The sequence below is a fragment of the Methanosphaerula subterraneus genome, assembly GCF_052055875.1.
Taxonomy (GTDB): domain Archaea; phylum Halobacteriota; class Methanomicrobia; order Methanomicrobiales; family Methanospirillaceae; genus Methanosphaerula; species Methanosphaerula subterraneus.
In genome coordinates this window covers 1666843-1685709 of the sequence record NZ_CP170508.1, presented here as the reverse complement: position 1 = coordinate 1685709, position 18867 = coordinate 1666843, and the positions used below count along the sequence as shown (strand labels likewise).

Sequence of the window (18867 nt, the reverse complement as noted above, 5' to 3'; positions counted from 1 at the left end):
TCTTTCACTGGCCGGACTGGCCTCCAGTCTGGCTGCCCGGCTGGCTCATCACCTGGCGTTCGTCTTCGGTCAGGTGTGCCAGCACCGCACTGGTCTCCCCGATCTCGATGATCTTGCCGCCCCGCATCAGGGCGATTCTGTCGCAAATATCCCTGACAAAGTCCATGTCGTGGGAGACGATGACGAAGGTCTCATCGATCCCCTCGCGGGCATGTAAGATCGAGTGTTTGACATCGAGTTTTGTGATCGGGTCGATCGTTCCGGTCGGTTCGTCCAGGATCACGAGGGACGGTTCGCGGATCAGCACCTGTGCAAGGGCGACGCGGTGCCGTTCTCCCTCGCTGAGGTGACCGGGTAGCCGGTCGAGGATCTCCTTACTCTTGGCCTCAGTGAACCCTGCCATCTTGAGGGTCACGACCGCTTTGCGCATCGCCAGTTCTTTCGGGAACTCCAGGCCGATCGCATCGGTCAGGTTGTCGAGGACGGTCCGGTGCGGGAAGAGGTCGTACTCCTGATGGAGGAGTCCGATGTAACTCTTCGCCCTGCCGCGGAACTCGATCCCCGGCTTGGTCATATCGATCCATTCGTCCCCGACCTTCATATTCATCTCCCCGGCGGTCGGCTCGATCACCCCGGCGATGATCCTTGAAAGGGTGGTCTTGCCGGCCCCGCTCTTGCCGATGATCCCGAAGATCTCGCCGCGTGATACATCGAACGAGACCCCGTTGACGGCCCGGACCACCCCGCGGTCCACCGAGATGTACCGCTTCTCGACATCACGGGCCGTCAGGATCTTCTCCCCGATCGTCACCTGTTCGAACTGCTCCACATCAGAGTAGTCCTTCATGAAGGTGTTGATCACCTCTTTGGGCGTTCCGATGACAGAGATCTTTCCATCAGCGAGGAGGATCGCCCGGTCTGCGACGTCCTCGATCACCGACGAGAAGTGGGAGGTGACGATCATCCCCATCTCGCCCGACTCGGCCGAGGCCTTCAGCATCGCATGGACGACCCCGGCGGTCTCCGGGTCCAGCGTCCCGGTCGGCTCGTCGGCCAGCAGCAGGTACGGTTCCCTGGCCAGCTGACGGGCCAGCACCACCCGCTGCTTCTCGCCACCCGAGAGGTCCCGGGCGATGTGCATCATCCGGTGCGAGAGCCGGACCTCGTCGAGCAGGTCGGCTGCACGGCCGACCGCCTTCTCGGAGGGATAGTCGATGTCGTCGAGGGCATGGAGGACGTTCTCGATCACACGGTCATTGCCGTACAGGGCAAAGGAACGCTGGAACATGATCGCCGTCCGGCTCATGATCCGACGTTTGAGGGCCTCGTTCTCCGGGGCCCAGAGGTCGACGTCCTGTGCCTGCATGATGTCCCCGCAGTGCGGACAGGCAGAGCCGGCTCTGGACGGGACGTCGACATAGTCGCAGTGGTCACATCGGGCGATATGATAGATGATAGAACCGCTCGTCGGGGGCTGATCGACGCCCCGGATCAGATGCATCAGCACTGTCTTACCGGCACCGCTGCGACCGATAATCCCAACTATCTCTGCCTCTGCGAGAGAGAAACTGATGTTGTCCAAGACACGTTTCCCTTCAAAATCCATGCAGAGGTCCTGAATCGTGATCAATGGGGTCATGCACTACGTCCTTGTATCTAGTTGAGCAGTCAGATCATATTACCTTTTATATTGTCCGGACCGGATCTGCAGGCGCTGTACAATCGGCACCACCTCGCGGACCTCGGCGATCACCTGGTCGGCGGCTTCATACAGCCGCTTCGGCCGTTCGCCCGGCTGTTGCCCGGTCAGCACCGCATAGTCCGCCTTCTTCATCGCTGCGATGTCGTTGATCCCGTCGCCGACCATCACCACGGTGTCGTACTCCTGTTTCAGGTCTTCGACGATCCTGGCCTTGACTGAGGGGGTCGCGACCCCGTAGACCCGGTCCCTGGGGATGCCGAGGTAGTCGGCCATCCGTTCGAGCTTGGTCACCCGGTCGCCTGAGGCGATATAGGTCGGTACCCCCATCTGGTGGAGCATCGTGATCGTCTCCTTCGCCCCGGAGAACGGCCGGCCACCGACAGTCAGGGTGAACTCGATCCCGGGTAATCCCATATTGATGATCACTCCGCTGTTGATCGTCAGCACCGACTCCTTTCTGCAGCAGTTCCAGACGTCCCGAATGCACTCGCTCAGGTCCCGGATTCTGGCATGAGTGTCGGAATAGAGCACCTCTCCGACCTCATCCGCGGTCAGCACCTTTCTGGTGCAGCTGATCCCGAACCCGATCTGGTGCTCGACCAGGTACGCTGAGACGAGCATCGACTGGTCTGCGTCGATCACCTCCTTAGAGTGGATGTTCAGGGCGATCAGCACCCGTTCATCGGAGGAGAAGGTCAGGTTCGTCGTCTCCACATGGGGGATCACCTCCCCGGTGGTCACATCCTTTGCAGTCCTGTAGGTCCGGAGCAGTGTGCCGGCACTGTCAAATACCACGGCGATCGACATCACATCACCTCATTCGTTCAATCAAAGACCAGATATTTATCTGGTGCATACTGATCTCACTGGCAGGGATATAAGATGCTGGTTTCTACTGCAGAACAGATCAGGCAGATGGAGATCCGGGGTGCAGGCCGGATCGCTCGTGCTGCTGCCGGGGCGCTCGCCGATCATGTGGCAACGGTACAGACTACTGAGCTGGATGTTTTCGTCGCCGAAATGGAGCGGGCCGCCGACCTGCTCGTCTCCACCCGGCCGACGGCGGTCTCGCTGCCGAACGCGGTGCACATGGTGATGGCCGGCGTCCGGGCTGCACAGACCCTCGAGGAGGCACGGTTGGGGATCATCACCGCGGCTACCGGGTTCATCGCCTCCTCTGAGCAGGCTGTGCAGCAGATCGCGGCGATCGGGGCCCGACATATCCGGGACGGGGACGTGGTGATGACCCACTGCAACTCAGAGGCCGCCCTGGCCTGTATCCTGGCGGCCCACCAGCAGGGGAAGGAGATCGAGGTGTACGCCACCGAGGTCAGGCCGAGAAACCAGGGGCTGCTCACGATCAGGACGCTGAACGATGCCGGGATCAGGACCAGTTATATTGTTGACTCTGCGATCCGTTCGTTCATCAACGAGGTGGACCTGGTCGTGGTGGGGGCCGATGCCATCTCGGTCAATGGGGCGGTCGTCAACAAAATCGGGACCGCCCAGATGGCCCTGGCGGCTCATGAGGCGCGCGTGAACCTGGTGGTAGCCGCAGAGACCTACAAGTTCGCACCGCTGACGATCCTCGGGAACCTGATCGAGATCGAGGAGCGGCCGGCGGAGGAGGTGCTGGCCGCCTCGATCGCCTCGACCCTCCCGTATGTCAGGGTCCGAAACCCGGCCTTCGATGTGACCCCTGCCGATTATGTGGACCTGATCATCACCGAGGAGGGGGCGATCCCGCCTGAGATGGCCTACATCATCATCAGGGACCACCTCGGCTGGTCGATCGAGCAGTTCGACCGCCCTGCGCATAGGACGGATCAGAAAGAATAATACCCGTTCCCGATAAAGAAGCCGCAACAGGAGATCTGAGGGTATGTCTGACGTTACTGCAATCTACTACTTCCGCCCCCGTGCCGATACCTCGCCAGAGCAGGCCGCCCAGGCGATCTGCGAGGAGGAGACGACCGGAACCTGGACCGATATATCGACCACCACCGAGTACGTCCGTAAACTGGACGGGACGGTCGAGAGCGTGGAGCCCCGAGGTGCCGGGTACCTGACCCGGATCACCTATCCGACTGAGATATTCGAGCCGGGGAATGTCCCGCAGTACCTCTCCGTGGTGGCGGGGAACCTCTTCGGCCTCGGCCGGCTCGAGGCGGTCAGGCTGCTCGACGTTGAATTCCCGGAGGAGCTGGTCGTCTTCTCAGGGCCGAAGTTCGGGATCGAGGGGGTGCGCCGGCTGGTTGGTTCACAGGGCCGGCCGCATGTCGGCACGATCATCAAGCCCAAGGTGGGGCTGAACCCGACCGATACGGCCGAGGTGGCCTACCAGGCCGCCATCGGGGGCGTGGACCTGATCAAGGACGACGAGACCCTGACCGACCAGCGGTTTTGCCCGCTCTTCGAGCGGCTCCCTGCAGTGATGGCCAGGCTCGATGAGGCGAAGGTTGAGACCGGCCGGAATGTGCTCTATGCGGTGAACGTCACCACCAGGGCCGATAAGATCCTGGAACGGGCCGAAGAGGCGGTCGAGCTCGGTGCCAATATGCTGATGGTCGATGTGATCAGTGCCGGGTTCAGTGCAGTACAGGCCCTCGCCGAGGATCCATCGATCAATGTCCCGATCCATGTCCACCGGACCATGCACGCCGCGATGACCCGAAACCCCGAGCACGGGATCGCGATGCGGACCTTTGCGAAACTGGTCCGGATGCTCGGCGGGGACCAGCTCCACACCGGGTCGGTCTCCGGGAAGATGAGCCACGACGCAGAGGAACTGCTCGGGGACAACCGGGCCCTCACCGACCGGTGCTACGGGCTGAAGTCCATGTTCCCGGTCTCGAGCGGCGGCCTCCACCCTGGTAAGGTCGAGACCGAACTCCGGGTTCTCGGCACCGACCTGATCCTGCAGGCCGGCGGCGGGATCCACGGCCATCCAGACGGGACCGCGGCCGGGGCACGGGCAATGCGCCAGGCCGTCGATGCGTTCATGGAGGGGATCCCAACGGTTGAGTATGCGAAGGATCATTACGAACTGGATCGGGCTCTTAAAAAGTGGGGAACCTCGTAATAGTACACCAGTATGGTACACACAGCGATCTCAATCCCTTTTTGTAAACTGCAAGGCAACGGCAACGACTTCCTGCTGATCGACGAGATGAAGGGCACCCTGATCCCCGACGAGATGAAGGGCGAGTTTGCGGAGCTGTACTGCGACCGCCGGTTCGGAGTCGGTGCTGATGGAGTCCTCTTCCTCTCTACGGGCACAGAGGGCGATCTGCGGATGCGCATCTTCCAGCCGGACCGGAGCGAAGCCGAGATGTGCGGCAATGGGATCCGGTGCTTTGCCCGGTATGCGTTCGACCAGGGCTACTTCACAGAGACCTGCAGCATTGAGACCCTTGCCGGTTTGCTCCCGGTCCACGTCGCCACCGATAATGACGGCACGTTCATGGCGCAGATCCAGATGCCCGACCCGGCCTTCGACTGTCCTGGGATCCCGGCCACCGGTGAAGGCGTCTACCAGCAGACGATCGCAGGGCTGACCGTCCATGCAGTCAACACCGGTGTCCCGCATGCCGTTGTGATCGTCGACGATCTCGCAGCGGTGGATATCCGGGGGGTCGCCCCCCAGATCCGGCACCACCCCTCCTTCTTGAAGGGGGCGAATGTGAACTTTGTCCAGGTGACGGGTAAGGACGCGATCAGTGTCCGGACCTTTGAACGCGGTGTCGAGGACGAGACCCTCTGCTGCGGGACCGGTGCCACCGCCTCGGCCGCCGTCGCCCACCACCTCGGCCTCGTCGGGGACCATGTCGCGGTCGAGACCGCCGGCGGGCCGCTCCGGATCACGCTCGGCAAAGAGACCCTGATGGAAGGACCTGCGGTGACAGTCTTTGTCGGGGAGATCCCCTTCTGAACTATAGTGTTGAACGCAACATCCGTGACCAATCGTAGACTCAAAAGAGTCGGAGATTGGTCTATCTTGGATTATGTGCGTTTAAAAACCCTCGAAGAATCTTTCAGATTCTTCTCGTATCCGCTTCCCCCTGACGGGTGAACCGGATATTCGCAGAGTCCTCCGGACTCTTCTCACTTCCGGTTCCCCTTACCGGTGAACCAGAATTTGAGAAGACCTGGCATGTATCAACAGTCAGGTTTTCGAATCTATTTTCTGGTATTCTTTTATAAAAAAAACGATCAGGGGAGGTCGACGGTGCTGATCCCGTCCTGGGTGATGATGAAGTCGAGGACCGCCCCCTCCTCCCTGGAACGGTGCTTGATCAGCCGTGCCCGCCGGCGTCTGTCGGTCTTCTCGACCTGCACGATCACCTTGGAGATATGTTCGAGGGCGTTGCCACCGAGGCCGCTGACCCGGTTCGTTCCCGGGTCTGTATAGATCTGATTGGTGATGATCACCGGGAGGTCGTACTTGCGGGAGAGGCCGAGCAGACAGACCATCTGCCGGGTCAGCGCCCGCAGGGCTTCCTGCCCCCGTTCCAGGTCGGTCCTGTACAGGGCTGTCGCCGAGTCCATCACGATCAGGCCGCCTTCCTGAGACGTGAGCACCTGCTCGGCGTTCCCGATCATCAGCCCCTGCTCCTCGAAGTCGAGGGGTTCGAAGAGGAAGAGGTTCTCGACGAGGGCATCGGTCTCATCCCCGGCGATCTGACGGAACCGCTCGGTCGAGAATCCCTCGGTATCGATGTATACGACCTTTTTTCCTGATCTGAGGCATGATACTGCGGCCATCTGGCAGAGCGTGCTCTTTCCGCCGGCGGGCTCCCCAAAGAACTGGGTGATGATCCGCGGCTCGTACCCCCCGCCGAGTAACCGGTCGAGGTCGCTGTTTCCACTGTTCAGTTTATACTCCATCGTCGCTCCGCCTGACCGCTCGCCAGGCCTCCTCCTCGACCTGCCTGGCGACGATCCGCACCGGCACTCCGAGGTGGTCCGCCCAGGCTGCCACCTGATCAAACTCTGCCTTCACACTATATACCTTCCCCGCAATCCTGCCGACCTTCACATCGATCGCCCGCTCTTCCCCGTGGATCCAGGTGCTGATCGGTTCGATCGTCCGCTCTGCAACGAACCGGTGGACCAGCGGCGAGCACCGGACCCCGAGCGTTCCGAGTTCCTCGGCGAGCAGGCGGGCTAAGGCACTGCTCTTATCCGGACTGCAGACCACCCTGACCAGGTACCCGGCCCGCCCCTTCTTCATCAGCAGCGGGGCGGCTGAGGCGTCGCGTGCACCGGCACCGATCAGGTTCTGAAGGGTCTGGGCCAGCACCTCCCCGGTCACATCGTCGACATTCGTCTCGAGCAGGTCGACCGTGTCCCCCGGGGCGGCCTCCTCGGTCTCGACGAGCATCGCCCTGAGCACGTTCGGGGTCTCCTTCGGGTTCCGGGTCCCTGCCCCGTAGCCGATCCGTTCGACCCGGAACGACGGCACCTGCTGCCGGGAGATGGTCTGGAACGCTGCGAGCAGGGCGGCTCCGGTCGGGGTGCAGGTCTCCCCCTCCTCGCCGCTGAACCTGGCCAGGAGTCCGCCCTCCCTGATCAGGGCCAGGGTCGCCGGGGCCGGCAGGGGATACCTCCCATGTGCCCCTTCGACCGTGCCGGTTCCGAGCAGCACCGGGAGAACCACAACACCGTCGGGGTTGAGGGAGTGCAGGGCTGTGCAGGCACCGATCACATCAGCGATCGCATCGTCGGCCCCGACCTCGTGGAAGTGGGCATGGTCCCCGTGGATCTCCGACTCGGCGGCATGGATCCGGTGGTACACCCCTTCGGCCATCCGGATCGCCTCATCCGGTGCGTCGGCTGTTCTGACGATTGCAAGCACCTCCCCAAGCGTCCGCGGAGCCGGGCCGGCATGGGTGACCACGTGGACGGCCCTGATCCCGGCCCGGTCCACGATCGAGATGGTCGGTTCCCCGACTACCGACCGCATCGCCTGCATGACCAGGGCCTGGTCTGCCCCACAGTCCAGCAGCGCCCCGGTCACCATATCCCCTGCTGCGCCGTGCAGAGGGTCAAAGAAGAGTACCCGCATATCTGAACAGTACTTATAAATCCAACAATATATGATGGTTAAGGTGATGCCGGAAATATATCTGAAGGTGGACAGTGCCTATCCCGAGGACCAGGGAGGCGGAAAGGCACGTCTGGACCCGGAGACGATGCTCCAGCTCCGTGTCTCGCCAGGGGACATCGTGATGATCGAGGGGAGGCGTAAGACCGTCGCCAAGGTCTGGCGTGCTCTCGTCACCGACTGGAACCAGGGAAAGGTCAGGATCGACAACCTGACCCGTGCCAATGCCGGTGTGAGCATCGGGGACCGGGTCAGGATTACCTCCATCACCGAGGAGATCGAGGCGAAAAGGGTCGTACTGGCCCCACCTGAGGATCTTCCGCACAATATTCCGATCAACTATGATCATGCGATCAACGGGCTGATCGACTTTCCGATGATGCAGAACGACTCGGTTCCGATCAGGCAGGGGTTCCCGTTCATGCAGCCGCAGATCATCGCCTTCAAGGCGGTCGTCGTCGAGCCGGAGGAGGCGGTGATCATCACCCGGAACACCGAGATCGAGTTCTCCGAGAAGCCGGCCGCCGGGTTTGAAGGGTTGAAACGGATCTCGTACGAGGACATCGGCGGGCTCAGTTATGAACTGCAGCGGGTCCGCGAGACGATCGAGCTGCCGATGCGCCACCCGGAACTCTTCCGAAAGCTCGGGATCGAGCCGCCGAAGGGTGTGCTGCTGTACGGCCCGCCCGGCACCGGCAAGACACTGATAGCCAAGGCGGTGGCCAGCGAGAGCGGTGCCCACTTCATCGCGATCGCCGGGCCTGAGGTGATCTCCAAGTACTACGGTGAGAGCGAGCAGCGGCTCCGCGAGGTCTTTGAGGAGGCCCGCGAGAACGCCCCGGCGATCATCTTCATCGACGAGCTCGACTCGATCGCACCCAGGCGTGAGGATGTGACCGGCGAGGTGGAACGGCGGGTCGTGGCCCAGCTGCTGACGATGATGGACGGGCTCGAGGAGCGGGGCGAGGTTGTGGTGATCGGAGCCACGAACCGGGTCGATGCGATCGATCCTGCCCTTCGCCGTCCTGGCCGGTTCGACCGGGAGATCGAGATCGGGGTGCCCGGTGAAGCGGATCGGGCCGAAATCATGAAGATCCATACCCGGGGGATGCCGCTCGCCCCTGATGTGAACGTCGACGATCTGGCCCAGCAGACCTTCGGGTTCGTCGGCGCCGACCTGGCCGCCCTGGCCCGTGAGGCAGCGATTCGGGCACTCCGGCGGTACCTGCCTGATATCGACCTGGAGGTCGACGAGATCCCTGAGGACGTGCTCGACCGGCTCGAGGTCCAGAGCCGGGACTTCCGGGCGGCCCACCGGGATGTCGGCCCGAGTGCAATGCGGGAGGTGATGCTTGAGGTCTCGCACGTGACCTGGGCGGACGTCGGTGGTCTCGATGCGGCCAAGCAGGAGGTCAGGGAGGCGGTCGAGTATCCGCTGACAGACCGTGCCCGGTTCGAGATGCTCGGGATCGAGCCGCCGAAGGGTGTGCTGTTGTACGGCCCGCCCGGCACCGGCAAGACGCTGATCGCGAAGGCCGCGGCCCATGAGAGCGGGGCCAACTTCATCCCGGTCCGCGGGCCGCAACTCCTCTCCAAGTGGGTCGGCGAGAGCGAGCGGGCCGTCCGGGAGGTCTTTAAGAAGGCCCGGCAGGTCGCCCCGTCGCTGATCTTCTTCGACGAGATGGACGCACTCGCCCCCACGAGGGGAGGCGGATCCGACTCGCATGTGATCGAGAGCGTCTTAAACCAGATCCTGACCGAGATGGATGGGCTGCAGGAACTCAAGGACGTGGCTGTGATGGGGGCCACGAACCGGCCCGACATCGTCGACCCGGCCCTCCTCCGGCCCGGCCGGTTCGATCGGCTCGTTTATATCGGGGAGCCCCGTCCGGATGATCGGAAGATGATCCTCGGGATCCACACCCGGCTGATGCCTATCGAAGGATCCCTGATGGAGGACCTCATGGTCGATATCGAGGGGATCGGCGAGCAGGAGATCGAGGCCGCCGTGAACCGCCTCGGCAGGGACAAAACCTTCACTCTGGAGGAAGCGAAGGCCGTCTTCGCCGGCCTCCCGAGGGACAATAAAGAGAACCTCTCCCGGGTCGACCTCCGGCGGCGGCTGGTCGAGCATCTGGTCTCCCGCCGGCTGGTCCTGCAGGACCCTGCCCGGGACGAGTTGATGGCCACCCTCTCGGCGCAGACCGAGGGGTTCGTCGGCTCTGACCTCGAGGCCCTCTGCAGGGAGGCAGGGATGTTTGCCCTCCGGGACGGGGCCTCTGTCCTGTCTCCCCGCCACTTCACCGCAGCGGCGGCGAAGGTGCATGCGACGATGAACCAGCGGGTCCGGGACTACTACCAGAAGATCCAGCAGTTCTTCAAGGGTGGCCTCCCGCAGGAAGTCCAGCCCCCTGAGTATCAGTAGGCCCTGGACACCTCCCCCTTTTTTCTGGTGATCCCATCGAACTGACGTTCTTCTTTCTCGCCGCCCTGCTGCTGACCGGCCTGCTGGTCGGGACAGCCTCCGGTCTCTTTGGGGTCGGCGGCGGTTTCATCCTGGTCCCGGTCCAGTACTGGCTGTTGACCGCGAGCGGCCTCTCCGCCGACCTCGCGATCAGGATCTCGTTTGCAACCAGCCTGGCTGTGATCCTTCCGACTGCCATCAGCGGCACCTATGCCCACCACTGCCGGCAGTGCATCCACTGGGACGCCGTCGCCTGGATGGGAGTCACGGCCGCCGTTGTCTCGTACGGTGGAGCCCTGCTGGCCACCCACCTCCCTGCCCGGCCGCTGGAGGTTATCTTTGCGGTGGTGCTGATCCTTGGGGCAGTCCGGATGTACTTCTCTGCCCTCCCCTCCTGCGAAACGGCAACAATCGTCCACAGTCGGCGCACCTACCTGCTCTGGGGAATCCCAGTCGGGTTCATATCCGGGCTGCTCGGGATCGGGGGCGGGATCCTGATGGTCCCCTTGATGGTCGTGATCTTAAAGTTCCCGATCCGTCATGCCGTCGGCACCTCCACCCCGATCATCCTCTTCACCTCTGCGGGGGGACTTCTCTCGTACATCATCAACGGCCTCGGAGTGGTCGGCCTCCCCCCGTACTCGCTCGGGTACGTGAACCTGATCAACGCCCTGGTTCTGGCCGCGGCGACGATCCCGATGGCCCAGGTCGGGGCCCTGCTGGCCCACAGGATCTCGGGCATCCAGCTCCGGGCCGCGATGGTCCTTGTGATGTGCTTCTTTGGACTGAAGATGCTCGGCGTCTTCTCCTGGCTCGGCCTCCCGCTCTGATCGGAATCATTAGGTATCAGCAGGTGGTAGGGAGGTTATGTTCGCTTCATCCCGATTGAAGACCCTGCTGACCCTGGCAGGGTTCATCCTCCTCCCACTGCTGGCGGGTGGGATCGGTGCCATCTTCACCACATCAGCGATCCCGACCTGGTATGCCACGCTCGTCAGACCCTGGTTCGCCCCGCCGAACTGGCTCTTCGGGCCGGCCTGGACGGTGCTGTACATCCTGATGGGGGTCGCTTCGTTCCTGATCTATCAGAAGCGGGAGACGGATCCCCGTGCCGACGGTGCCCTGAAGGTCTACGGCCTTCAACTGGTTCTCAACCTCCTCTGGTCGGTGATCTTCTTCGGCTTCCGATCCATCCTCGGCGGGTTCATCGAGATCCTGCTGCTCTGGGTGCTGATCGTCGTCACCACCAGGCAGTTCTACAGGATCTCCCCTGCAGCAGGTCTGCTGATGATCCCGTACCTCGTCTGGGTCACCTTCGCATCGATCCTGACCTTCGGCATCCTGCAGTTGAACGTCCCGTTTCCGTACACAGGCATGACTAAATAGCGCCTTTGACATAAATATACATCAACTGACCACAATGGTGGTCTTCCTGGTCTGATCTATGCCCAATGTCACCACGCTCTTCGATGCCGCCAGTGTGCCCGAGGCGAAGGTAGCGATCCACTGCCCGTCCCGGGGAACCTCGTACACCTACAGGGAGGTCCGGGGGCAGATGAACCGGCTCGCCCAGGGGCTCCTCGCCGTCGGGGTCCGGCGGGGGGACCGGGTCTGCATCTATCTCGAGTCGTCCCCGGAGTACCTCTTCAGTTACTTTGCGATCTGGCGGATCGGGGCGGTGGCCGTCCCGACCAACAGGGTCTACCGGGGTGAGGAACTGCTCCATGCGATCACCAACGCCGGGGCGGTGGCCGTCATCACCGACCCGGACGGGGCCGCGGTCGTCTCCTCGGTCCGTGACCAGGCCGGCTGCCTGCACCAGGTGATCTGCACCGAGGAGGGTGTCGCCGGGACGATCCCCTGGCAGGAGTTCGCCGGCTACCCGGCGGCGATGCGGGCCGTGGACTGCTCGTTCGACCATCTCTGCCAGTTGCAGTACACCTCCGGGACGACCGGTTCGCCCAAAGGGGCGATGCTGACCCATGGCAACTGGATGTCGGCCCTGGACGCCGAGCGCGAGGCCCTGGGGCTGACCCCTGACGATGTCTACCTCGGGATCTACCCGATGGGACATGTCGGCATCTCCTGGGGGCTTGCAGCGCTGCGGGCCGGCGGCACCTTTGTGATCATGGAGCGGTTCCACCTCGACCGGTACCTGGCCCTGATCGAACGTTACCAGGTGACGGTGCTGGCCGGGATGCCGCCGGTGATCCATGCACTGGTCCACAGTCCAGAAGAGATCGAGGCGGCCCTCTCGTCGGTGAAGGTGATAATCAGCGGCGGCGGCTCGCTCCTCCCCTCGGTCTGGGAGGCCTTCGACCGCAGGTTCCATATCCCGGTGGCCAACTCCTATGGCCTCTCGGAGACGATCGTGATCGGCTCCGGGACGACGACCCTTCCGAACTACCCGTTCCTGACCCGGGGGTTTCGATCGGTCGGGGTTCCGGTCGGCTACACCGAGGTGAAGATCGTCTCCCCTGACGATCCAGACGAGGAACTCCCGCCTGACACCCCCGGCGAGATCGCGCTCCGCGGTCCGTCGGTGGCGCAGGGCTACTGGCAGATGCCGGAGGCGACGGCCGCGGTCTTTCTGCTCGGGGGCTGGTTCCTGACCGGGGATATCGGGTACCTGGATTCAGAAGGTATCCTCTTCATCACCGACCGCAAGAAGGACATGATCATCATGTCCGGGTGGAAAGTCTACCCGACCGAGGTGGAGAACGTGCTGGTCCAGCATCCAAAGATCGCGGACGTGGCGGTCTTCGGCTCGCCTGACGAACGGCGGGGGGAGATCCCGATTGCGGTGGTGGTCCCGGCAGGAGACGAAACGCCAACCTTCGAGGAGATTTCCACCTTCTGCCGGGCTCACCTGGCCGGGTACAAGGTCCCCCGCGGCCTGATCGTCGTCGACTCACTTCCGCGGGTGAACGGCTGGAAACTCCTCAGGCGGACGCTCCGCGAGGAGTACGGCAGCAGGCTCTGACCCCCCTGCCGTCTGGCCGGGGGGACTTCAGAGGAGCGGGTGGTCAGCTGACTGAACGAGCCCGACGAATCCCCCGCTCGGCTCGGTTTCAGACCTGATCAGCCGGAACATCAGTTGTCGAGGCGTTTCCATCCGCAACCGGATAGATCCAGGCCTCGTATCCGGCGGTCCTAGAGGTATATCCGAATATATCGTCGAATCTCCTTGCCCCACGATCGACGAGGAACGTTTTTCCGACCGAATCCCAGCCTTCGCCGAGTTTGTACCAGAGCGTGTATTCACCTGCCTCGATGTTCTGGACGGTATACTGGTCATGCGCACGCAGGTAGAAACTCAGGACCCTATCTCCAGAGACTGGGGGTGTCGTCGCCCTACGCATTGTGATCACCGCATCGTAATTGTTCTGGTTATAGATGGTCAGATACTTCGATCCAGACATGGTCGTCGAAAACAGCGATGTTCCGGTGGATGGCCGGGTATTTGTGGGTGCAGGAGCGGGGGCGACGGTCGTGGCAGCCGGTGTTGTGGTCTGGGTCTGCATATTCCTGTTAAAATGGATGAATGCAAAATTTCCTGATCCCCTGGACGAGTGGATCTCGATATAATACCTCCCAGGGTTGAGAGATGAGATGGTCCATATGTACTTGAGGCCGTTCTCCGTGCTGTATGGTGCGGTCGCCGAGGTGATGATCGAATCGGAGAGGGGATCATAGACGTACAACTCAAAATCGTTCGCTTCACTGTACACCAGCGCCAGGATATTGAAGTCATCCCCGCTCTTCACATCTAGGGTGGTGCTCTGCCACCCTCCAGCTCCGACATAATCCAGAACCCCGTCATATCCCGGGCCTGAAAAAGTGTCTATCGCTGCCGTTGCCGGCTGTGCCATCAGAATAAACGCGACGATCAGTGCCAGGCCGAAAATATACCCTTTTTTTACGTTCATACCTGAAAATAAATAAAATAATATTTATATTTTTTTATAGGTAGATATCTGTTTTATCAGGCCCGAGGGGGTTGTGGCCGGCCCCCGGCTCAGCGGAGTTTCCCCCTCCTGGAGACGTACCAGAGTCCACCGCCCACAAGCACCAGCATGATCACCCCGAGGAGGACGGCCGGCGACTGTTCATGCACCATCACCCTGAGGGTGTCACTCTTCTGGACCTGGTCTGAAGCGACGAAGACCCCTACCTGGTATTCACTCGGGGAGGTGTTGGCGGGCGGGACCAGCTTCACCGTGAAGTCACCCTGGCCCCCGTTCAGGATGCTCCCGATCGAGGGGGGAGTCACGATGGTATTCCACCCTTTGGGGGTGCTCAACGAGAGGTTTACATTGGTCAGCGCACCTGCATCGCCTGCATTCTGCACACTGGTATTGAATGAGAGTGTGTCCCCCCTAGTCAGATCAAACCGGTCCTTCTCCACCATAACCATCATCTGGTCACCCCCCTGCAGTTCTGCGGTCAGGTTCGTCTGATACCAGTTCCTTGACGAACCGGTCTTGATAGAGAGATTATAGGTCCCGGCCGGCGTTCCAGCACCAGGGATCACCTCCACGATCAGATCCCTCTGGTCACCGGCCTTCAGGGTGACATGCGAGAGTTCGCTTCTGTTGTCTGCGGCGTCCCTGAAGCGGACAGTCCAGTCCTCTGGCAGATCGGAGGATGCGAACTGATAGGTATCGTCACTCTTTCCGATGTTCTTCAGGGTCATCTCATACAGGGGGTTCTTCCCGGTCGGAACGATCACCTGCGGGGAGCTGACCAGGACCTCTGCCACGTAATCAAGTGGTTTTATCGTGACAGGATTGAGTTCAGTCGTGATCCCGCTCTTGATCCGGATCTCCTTTCGCTCGACCCGGGCGTACCCGCTCTTCTCGATCTGCAGGGTATAAATGCCCGGAGTCACCTCTGCATCGACCACTCCGTCCGCGTCGGTAAACACCCTCTCGATGGGATCCCTGTTCCCTTCGCCAAAGAGTGAGATGGCCGCTCCCTTCACCTTCCCCTCCAGGTCATTGACGGTCAGCTGGAGGGTCCCGTTCTCTCCGGCATGGGTCTTTGAGATCGTGATGTACAGGGTATACTGTGCATCCCCGACCATCACCCTGACCGGATAATCGTCCGGTTTCAGGTCAGATGGGGTTTCCATGGATAACTTGACGCTCTTCGCCGAATTCTGCTGGGCATCCACCATCGCAACCTGGGTTTCGCCGTCCATGAATTTAAAGGTCCACTGGTCTGGCTTTATCGGGGCCGCCGCCCGAAGTTTCAACGGTCCGCTGGCAGCACCGGTATTGTAGATATTCAAGAGGAATTCGGCAGTCTCCCCTGCTTCAAGGATCTGTGCCGGAAAATCACACTGGATGCTCAGGGATCCGATGCCGGTTGTCCGATCGTTACCCGAGTCGTCGACAGATTCTGCTGACCCGATCTCCATGGTGTCCGGAAGGACTGTTACGAAGGTGGAGACACTGGTCTCACTTGTGCTGAGATCCCCTGAACTGGTCCCAGTCGGGGTGGTTTGGGACGATGAGCCCCCATTGCTGCTCTGATTCACTACCCCCCCAAAGGCCGGGATGGTGAACAGGATCAACAGACCCAGTACTACACAAAGACGGTATTTTCCTTTCATTACTCATCATCTCATCTGATCTCGAATCTCACGGTCCGACATGACCTGTCCGGAGAAGAGCACTGGAACGGTGACCAGCACCATAAACCTGGATGTACATTCTTGGAAATCCGGTGGAGGATTCCAGCCGGCTGTGCCATGTCAGTATGCGCGATCTCCTGAATTTTTTTCCCTGAAGGTCATATAGAGGTGATGACTCTAACTAAACAACAAAGTATTTACGTATTGCGCAAATCGAATCTCCAAAAATTCTCGGATCCGAAACGAGACCTCCGGGATGGGTACGCCGGCCCCAGACCGGCCGGGAATGGCAGGACTTCTCTCGTCAACACCCTTCTTCTTCCGCTCTTCTGATCCGGTAATCTCCCGCAGGGATGGTGATCAGAAACCGGGCTCCTTCCCCTTCCTCCCCGATCTCCCTGATACCGATCCCGGTGATCGAGAGGATCTCTCTGATCAGAAAGAGGCCGAGGCCGGTGTTGCTCCCATACCCCCGCTCAAATATCTGCTCCTTCTGGGCCACGGGGATCCCAATTCCGTCGTCCTGATAGGCCAGGACGACCTCCCTATCGGTCTCCACATACCATAGCTTGATTCTGGTGACATCTTCCCCATGCCGGATCCCGTTCTCGACCAGGTTGAAGAAGACTCTCTCAAGCAGCAGGTCTGCGAAGATCTCCAGCCCGTCCAGGTCGGCGTCGAGGGTGACCCCTCCCAGGTCCAGGGATACGACCGCTGCAGCGAGCACCTCTGATGCTTTCTGCCATCTCGGGGCCTCTGCCCCCAGGTTCTGGTAGGCCTTGGTGAACTCGATCTGATGCTGGATCAGCTCTGCGGCCCGCTGCTGCCGGCGCAGATAGCCGATCAGCACTGGATCGGTGATGTCGTTCTGCAATATCTCAAGATAGCCTGAGATCACGGTCAGCTGGTTCAGGATGTCGTGTCTGGTCACGCTGTTCAACAGGTTCAGCTTCCGGTTGGCCTGCGCGAGCGCCGTTGAGTACCGCTGTAACTCCTCGTTCTGTACCGTGATTGCCTCCTCGAGCCTCTTCCGGTCCGTGATTTCCCGTGACGAGGTATGGATCTCGATGGGGAGGCCGGTGACCGGATCCCAGATCGCCCTGCCGATGGTCTCAAACCAGATGTATGTCCCGTCAATCCTTCTGAACCGGTAGCAGGCCCGGACGACATCTGGCGTGGTGAGCACATCGGTATAGGCCTGCTGAACGATCCCGAGGTCGTCGGGGTGGATGAATTCAAAGGAAGATCTGCTGATCAACTGCTCAGAGGTGTACCCGAGCAGGGGCATACAGACCGGGGAGACATACCAGAAGGCGCCGGCCAGTGAATGCCGTGCGATCATGTCGGTGGCGTTCTCTGCGAGCAGTCGGAACCGTTCTTCACTCTCCCGGAGTGCCAGTTCCGCCCTTCTCCGGGCGGTCGCATCGCGGCCGACCCCGAGAACTCCGGTCGGATGACCTTCTCCGCCCCCGATCACGGTCAACTGCACCTCGGATCGGGCCGTGGAACCGTTCTTTCGTCGGAATTCAAGGTCAAGGGTCCCGGGGCCGACCGCCCCCTGCTCCCCTTCATGCTCCCTGCGAGCGGCCTTCTCCACCAGTATCCGGGACTCACGAGTCAGGTAACGCTCAAGCGGCCTCCCCTGCAGTTCCTCGAACGAGTACCCCAGCGCCCGCTCCATCGACGGGCTGATGAAGAGGATCTCGTGATCCGGGCCCATCATCCAGACCAGATCCTCCATGGTATCGGCGATCAACCGATACCGCTCCTCGCTCTCGCGGAGGGCCTGTTCCATCCTCTTCTGTGCGGTCACGTCCCTCCCCACCGACTGGTACTCGATCACCGCCCCCTCTTCATTGCGTATTCCTCTGACCGCCCACTGCTGCCACTGCTCTTCCTGCCCTTCGCCTCTGTGCAGGTGCTCGCAGGTCACATACGGGACCCCCTCTTTGATCTGCTCGAGCAGTGCTGAGATCTGGACCATCTCCTCCTGTGGGAACAGGGTGGTGAGCTTCTGCCCCAGCAGCTGGTCTGCTGATCTCCGGTTATACCTGCAGTAGGCCTCGTTCACGTAGGTGAACGTGGTGTCCGGCAGAAACCTGCAGATCAGCTCGTTCTGCTCTTCAAGGATGGCCCTGAACCGGTCCTCGTTTCTGATCAGCACCTCCTCGAGATGCACCGTCTCGGTCACTTCTTCGACTACCAGAACCATCTGCTGCTTTTCACCGGGTTCTGTCTGCAGTGGAGCACCGTTGACCAGAAACACCCGCTCCCGGGCCCCTTCCCCGATGGTGTAATGTTGACCCCTGATAGGGGAACCGGCGGCGATCAGCGCAGCGAACGGGAACGCAGAGAGGGGCTTGCCCCCCGGTCCGGCACCGTTGGGTCCGGATCCGAGCAGTTCCTCTGCGGCCCGGTTAGAAAAAGTGACGACCCCCTCCTGGTCTACCACCAGGATCCCCACCATGCTGGTCTCCATGATCTGCGCCAGCAGGTTCTGTTCATATCGGGGGTCCTTGCTCTTCGGGTTCTCCATCACGGCGATCCTGATCGCCTCGGCGAGTTCCAGATAGAAACAGGCGTCAGGTTTCTCCGGCCTCTCCAGGCACCGGGCAATCATCGGATGCCGTGTGGCGCTCTCGTTCTCTCCCCCAGGTTTCCCGGTGATGACGACCACCGGAATTGCAGGGACCATCTTCTGGAGTTTTCTGATCAATGCCGGCCCTTCCCGGGTGGTCCCCCAGAACCCGGTAACGACTACGTCCGGGACTTTCTGCCGGATGGCCGTAAGGGCCCTGCCGGCCGAGGTGACCGAATGGACCGTGATATCGCAGACCCTGGCGAGGTGCTGCCTGATCGATGCAAAAAAGTCATGATCATCATCCAGCAGCAGTACCGTGATCATCCGTGAACCTGTACCCCAAGAGCCTTCTTCAACCCCATTAATGTAATGGTGG

At 61.3% G+C, this 18867-nt stretch carries 14 protein-coding genes; 7 read left to right on the top strand and 7 right to left on the bottom strand.

Features of this window, described 5'->3' with window-relative positions; all coding sequences use genetic code 11:
- Window positions 1-4: 4 nt before the first annotated feature.
- Window positions 5-1639: a methyl coenzyme M reductase system, component A2 gene (gene atwA / locus ACFKSJ_RS08155; protein WP_440949304.1), complete on the bottom strand. Its 1635-nt coding sequence runs from the start codon at window positions 1637-1639 to the stop codon at window positions 5-7.
- Window positions 1640-1678: 39 nt separating this feature from the next.
- On the bottom strand, window positions 1679-2509 hold the full coding sequence (locus ACFKSJ_RS08150) for an HAD family hydrolase (RefSeq protein WP_440949303.1): 831 nt from the start codon (window positions 2507-2509) through the stop codon (window positions 1679-1681).
- Window positions 2510-2584: 75 nt separating this feature from the next.
- Between ACFKSJ_RS08150 and ACFKSJ_RS08145 the strand changes: the two genes are divergently transcribed.
- From ACFKSJ_RS08145 to dapF, 3 genes are read left to right on the top strand one after another with little or no spacing between them, the layout of a single operon-like run.
- A complete protein-coding gene (locus tag ACFKSJ_RS08145; RefSeq protein WP_440949302.1) occupies window positions 2585-3541 on the top strand; it encodes a ribose 1,5-bisphosphate isomerase in 957 nt (318 codons plus the stop codon).
- Window positions 3542-3584: 43 nt separating this feature from the next.
- Window positions 3585-4784 (top strand): RuBisCO large subunit C-terminal-like domain-containing protein, encoded by a 1200-nt coding sequence (locus ACFKSJ_RS08140; protein WP_440949301.1) that lies wholly within the window; start codon window positions 3585-3587, stop codon window positions 4782-4784.
- A 12-nt stretch (window positions 4785-4796) separates the two neighbouring features.
- The gene (gene dapF / locus ACFKSJ_RS08135) at window positions 4797-5633 is read left to right on the top strand and encodes a diaminopimelate epimerase (protein WP_440949300.1); all 837 of its coding nucleotides are present in this window, start codon (window positions 4797-4799) and stop codon (window positions 5631-5633) included.
- 281 nt (window positions 5634-5914) lie between these two features.
- Here dapF and radB read toward each other — a convergent pair whose 3' ends face one another.
- Together radB and larC are read right to left on the bottom strand one after the other, a co-directional pair.
- Window positions 5915-6589: a DNA repair and recombination protein RadB gene (radB, locus tag ACFKSJ_RS08130; protein WP_440949299.1), complete on the bottom strand. Its 675-nt coding sequence runs from the start codon at window positions 6587-6589 to the stop codon at window positions 5915-5917.
- Window positions 6579-7769 carry a nickel pincer cofactor biosynthesis protein LarC gene (gene larC, locus ACFKSJ_RS08125; protein WP_440949298.1) on the bottom strand — a complete coding sequence of 397 codons (1191 nt, stop codon included), beginning with the start codon at window positions 7767-7769 and terminating at the stop codon, window positions 6579-6581. Before larC ends, radB begins: the two co-directional genes overlap by 11 nt.
- Window positions 7770-7815: 46 nt before the next feature.
- Between larC and ACFKSJ_RS08120 the strand changes: the two genes are divergently transcribed.
- From ACFKSJ_RS08120 to ACFKSJ_RS08105, 4 genes are read left to right on the top strand one after another with little or no spacing between them, the layout of a single operon-like run.
- The gene (locus tag ACFKSJ_RS08120; protein WP_440949297.1) at window positions 7816-10233 is read left to right on the top strand and encodes a CDC48 family AAA ATPase; all 2418 of its coding nucleotides are present in this window, start codon (window positions 7816-7818) and stop codon (window positions 10231-10233) included.
- A 35-nt stretch (window positions 10234-10268) separates the two neighbouring features.
- A complete protein-coding gene (locus ACFKSJ_RS08115) occupies window positions 10269-11102 on the top strand; it encodes a sulfite exporter TauE/SafE family protein (RefSeq protein WP_440951416.1) in 834 nt (277 codons plus the stop codon).
- A gap of 37 nt (window positions 11103-11139) precedes the next feature.
- Window positions 11140-11658: a TspO/MBR family protein gene (locus ACFKSJ_RS08110; RefSeq protein ID WP_440949296.1), complete on the top strand. Its 519-nt coding sequence runs from the start codon at window positions 11140-11142 to the stop codon at window positions 11656-11658.
- A gap of 58 nt (window positions 11659-11716) precedes the next feature.
- The gene (locus ACFKSJ_RS08105) at window positions 11717-13255 is read left to right on the top strand and encodes a class I adenylate-forming enzyme family protein (protein WP_440949295.1); all 1539 of its coding nucleotides are present in this window, start codon (window positions 11717-11719) and stop codon (window positions 13253-13255) included.
- 88 nt (window positions 13256-13343) lie between these two features.
- On the opposite strand, the gene ACFKSJ_RS08100 is transcribed toward ACFKSJ_RS08105, so the two are convergent.
- The 3 genes from ACFKSJ_RS08100 to ACFKSJ_RS08090 form a co-directional block, all read right to left on the bottom strand.
- Complete coding sequence (locus tag ACFKSJ_RS08100; RefSeq protein ID WP_440949294.1) at window positions 13344-14201, bottom strand: hypothetical protein; 858 nt, start codon at window positions 14199-14201, stop codon at window positions 13344-13346.
- Between the two features lie 89 nt (window positions 14202-14290).
- Window positions 14291-15889 carry a COG1470 family protein gene (locus ACFKSJ_RS08095; protein WP_440949293.1) on the bottom strand — a complete coding sequence of 533 codons (1599 nt, stop codon included), beginning with the start codon at window positions 15887-15889 and terminating at the stop codon, window positions 14291-14293.
- A 325-nt stretch (window positions 15890-16214) separates the two neighbouring features.
- A complete protein-coding gene (locus ACFKSJ_RS08090) occupies window positions 16215-18815 on the bottom strand; it encodes a PAS domain S-box protein (protein WP_440949292.1) in 2601 nt (866 codons plus the stop codon).
- Between the last annotated feature and the right edge of the window lie 52 nt (window positions 18816-18867).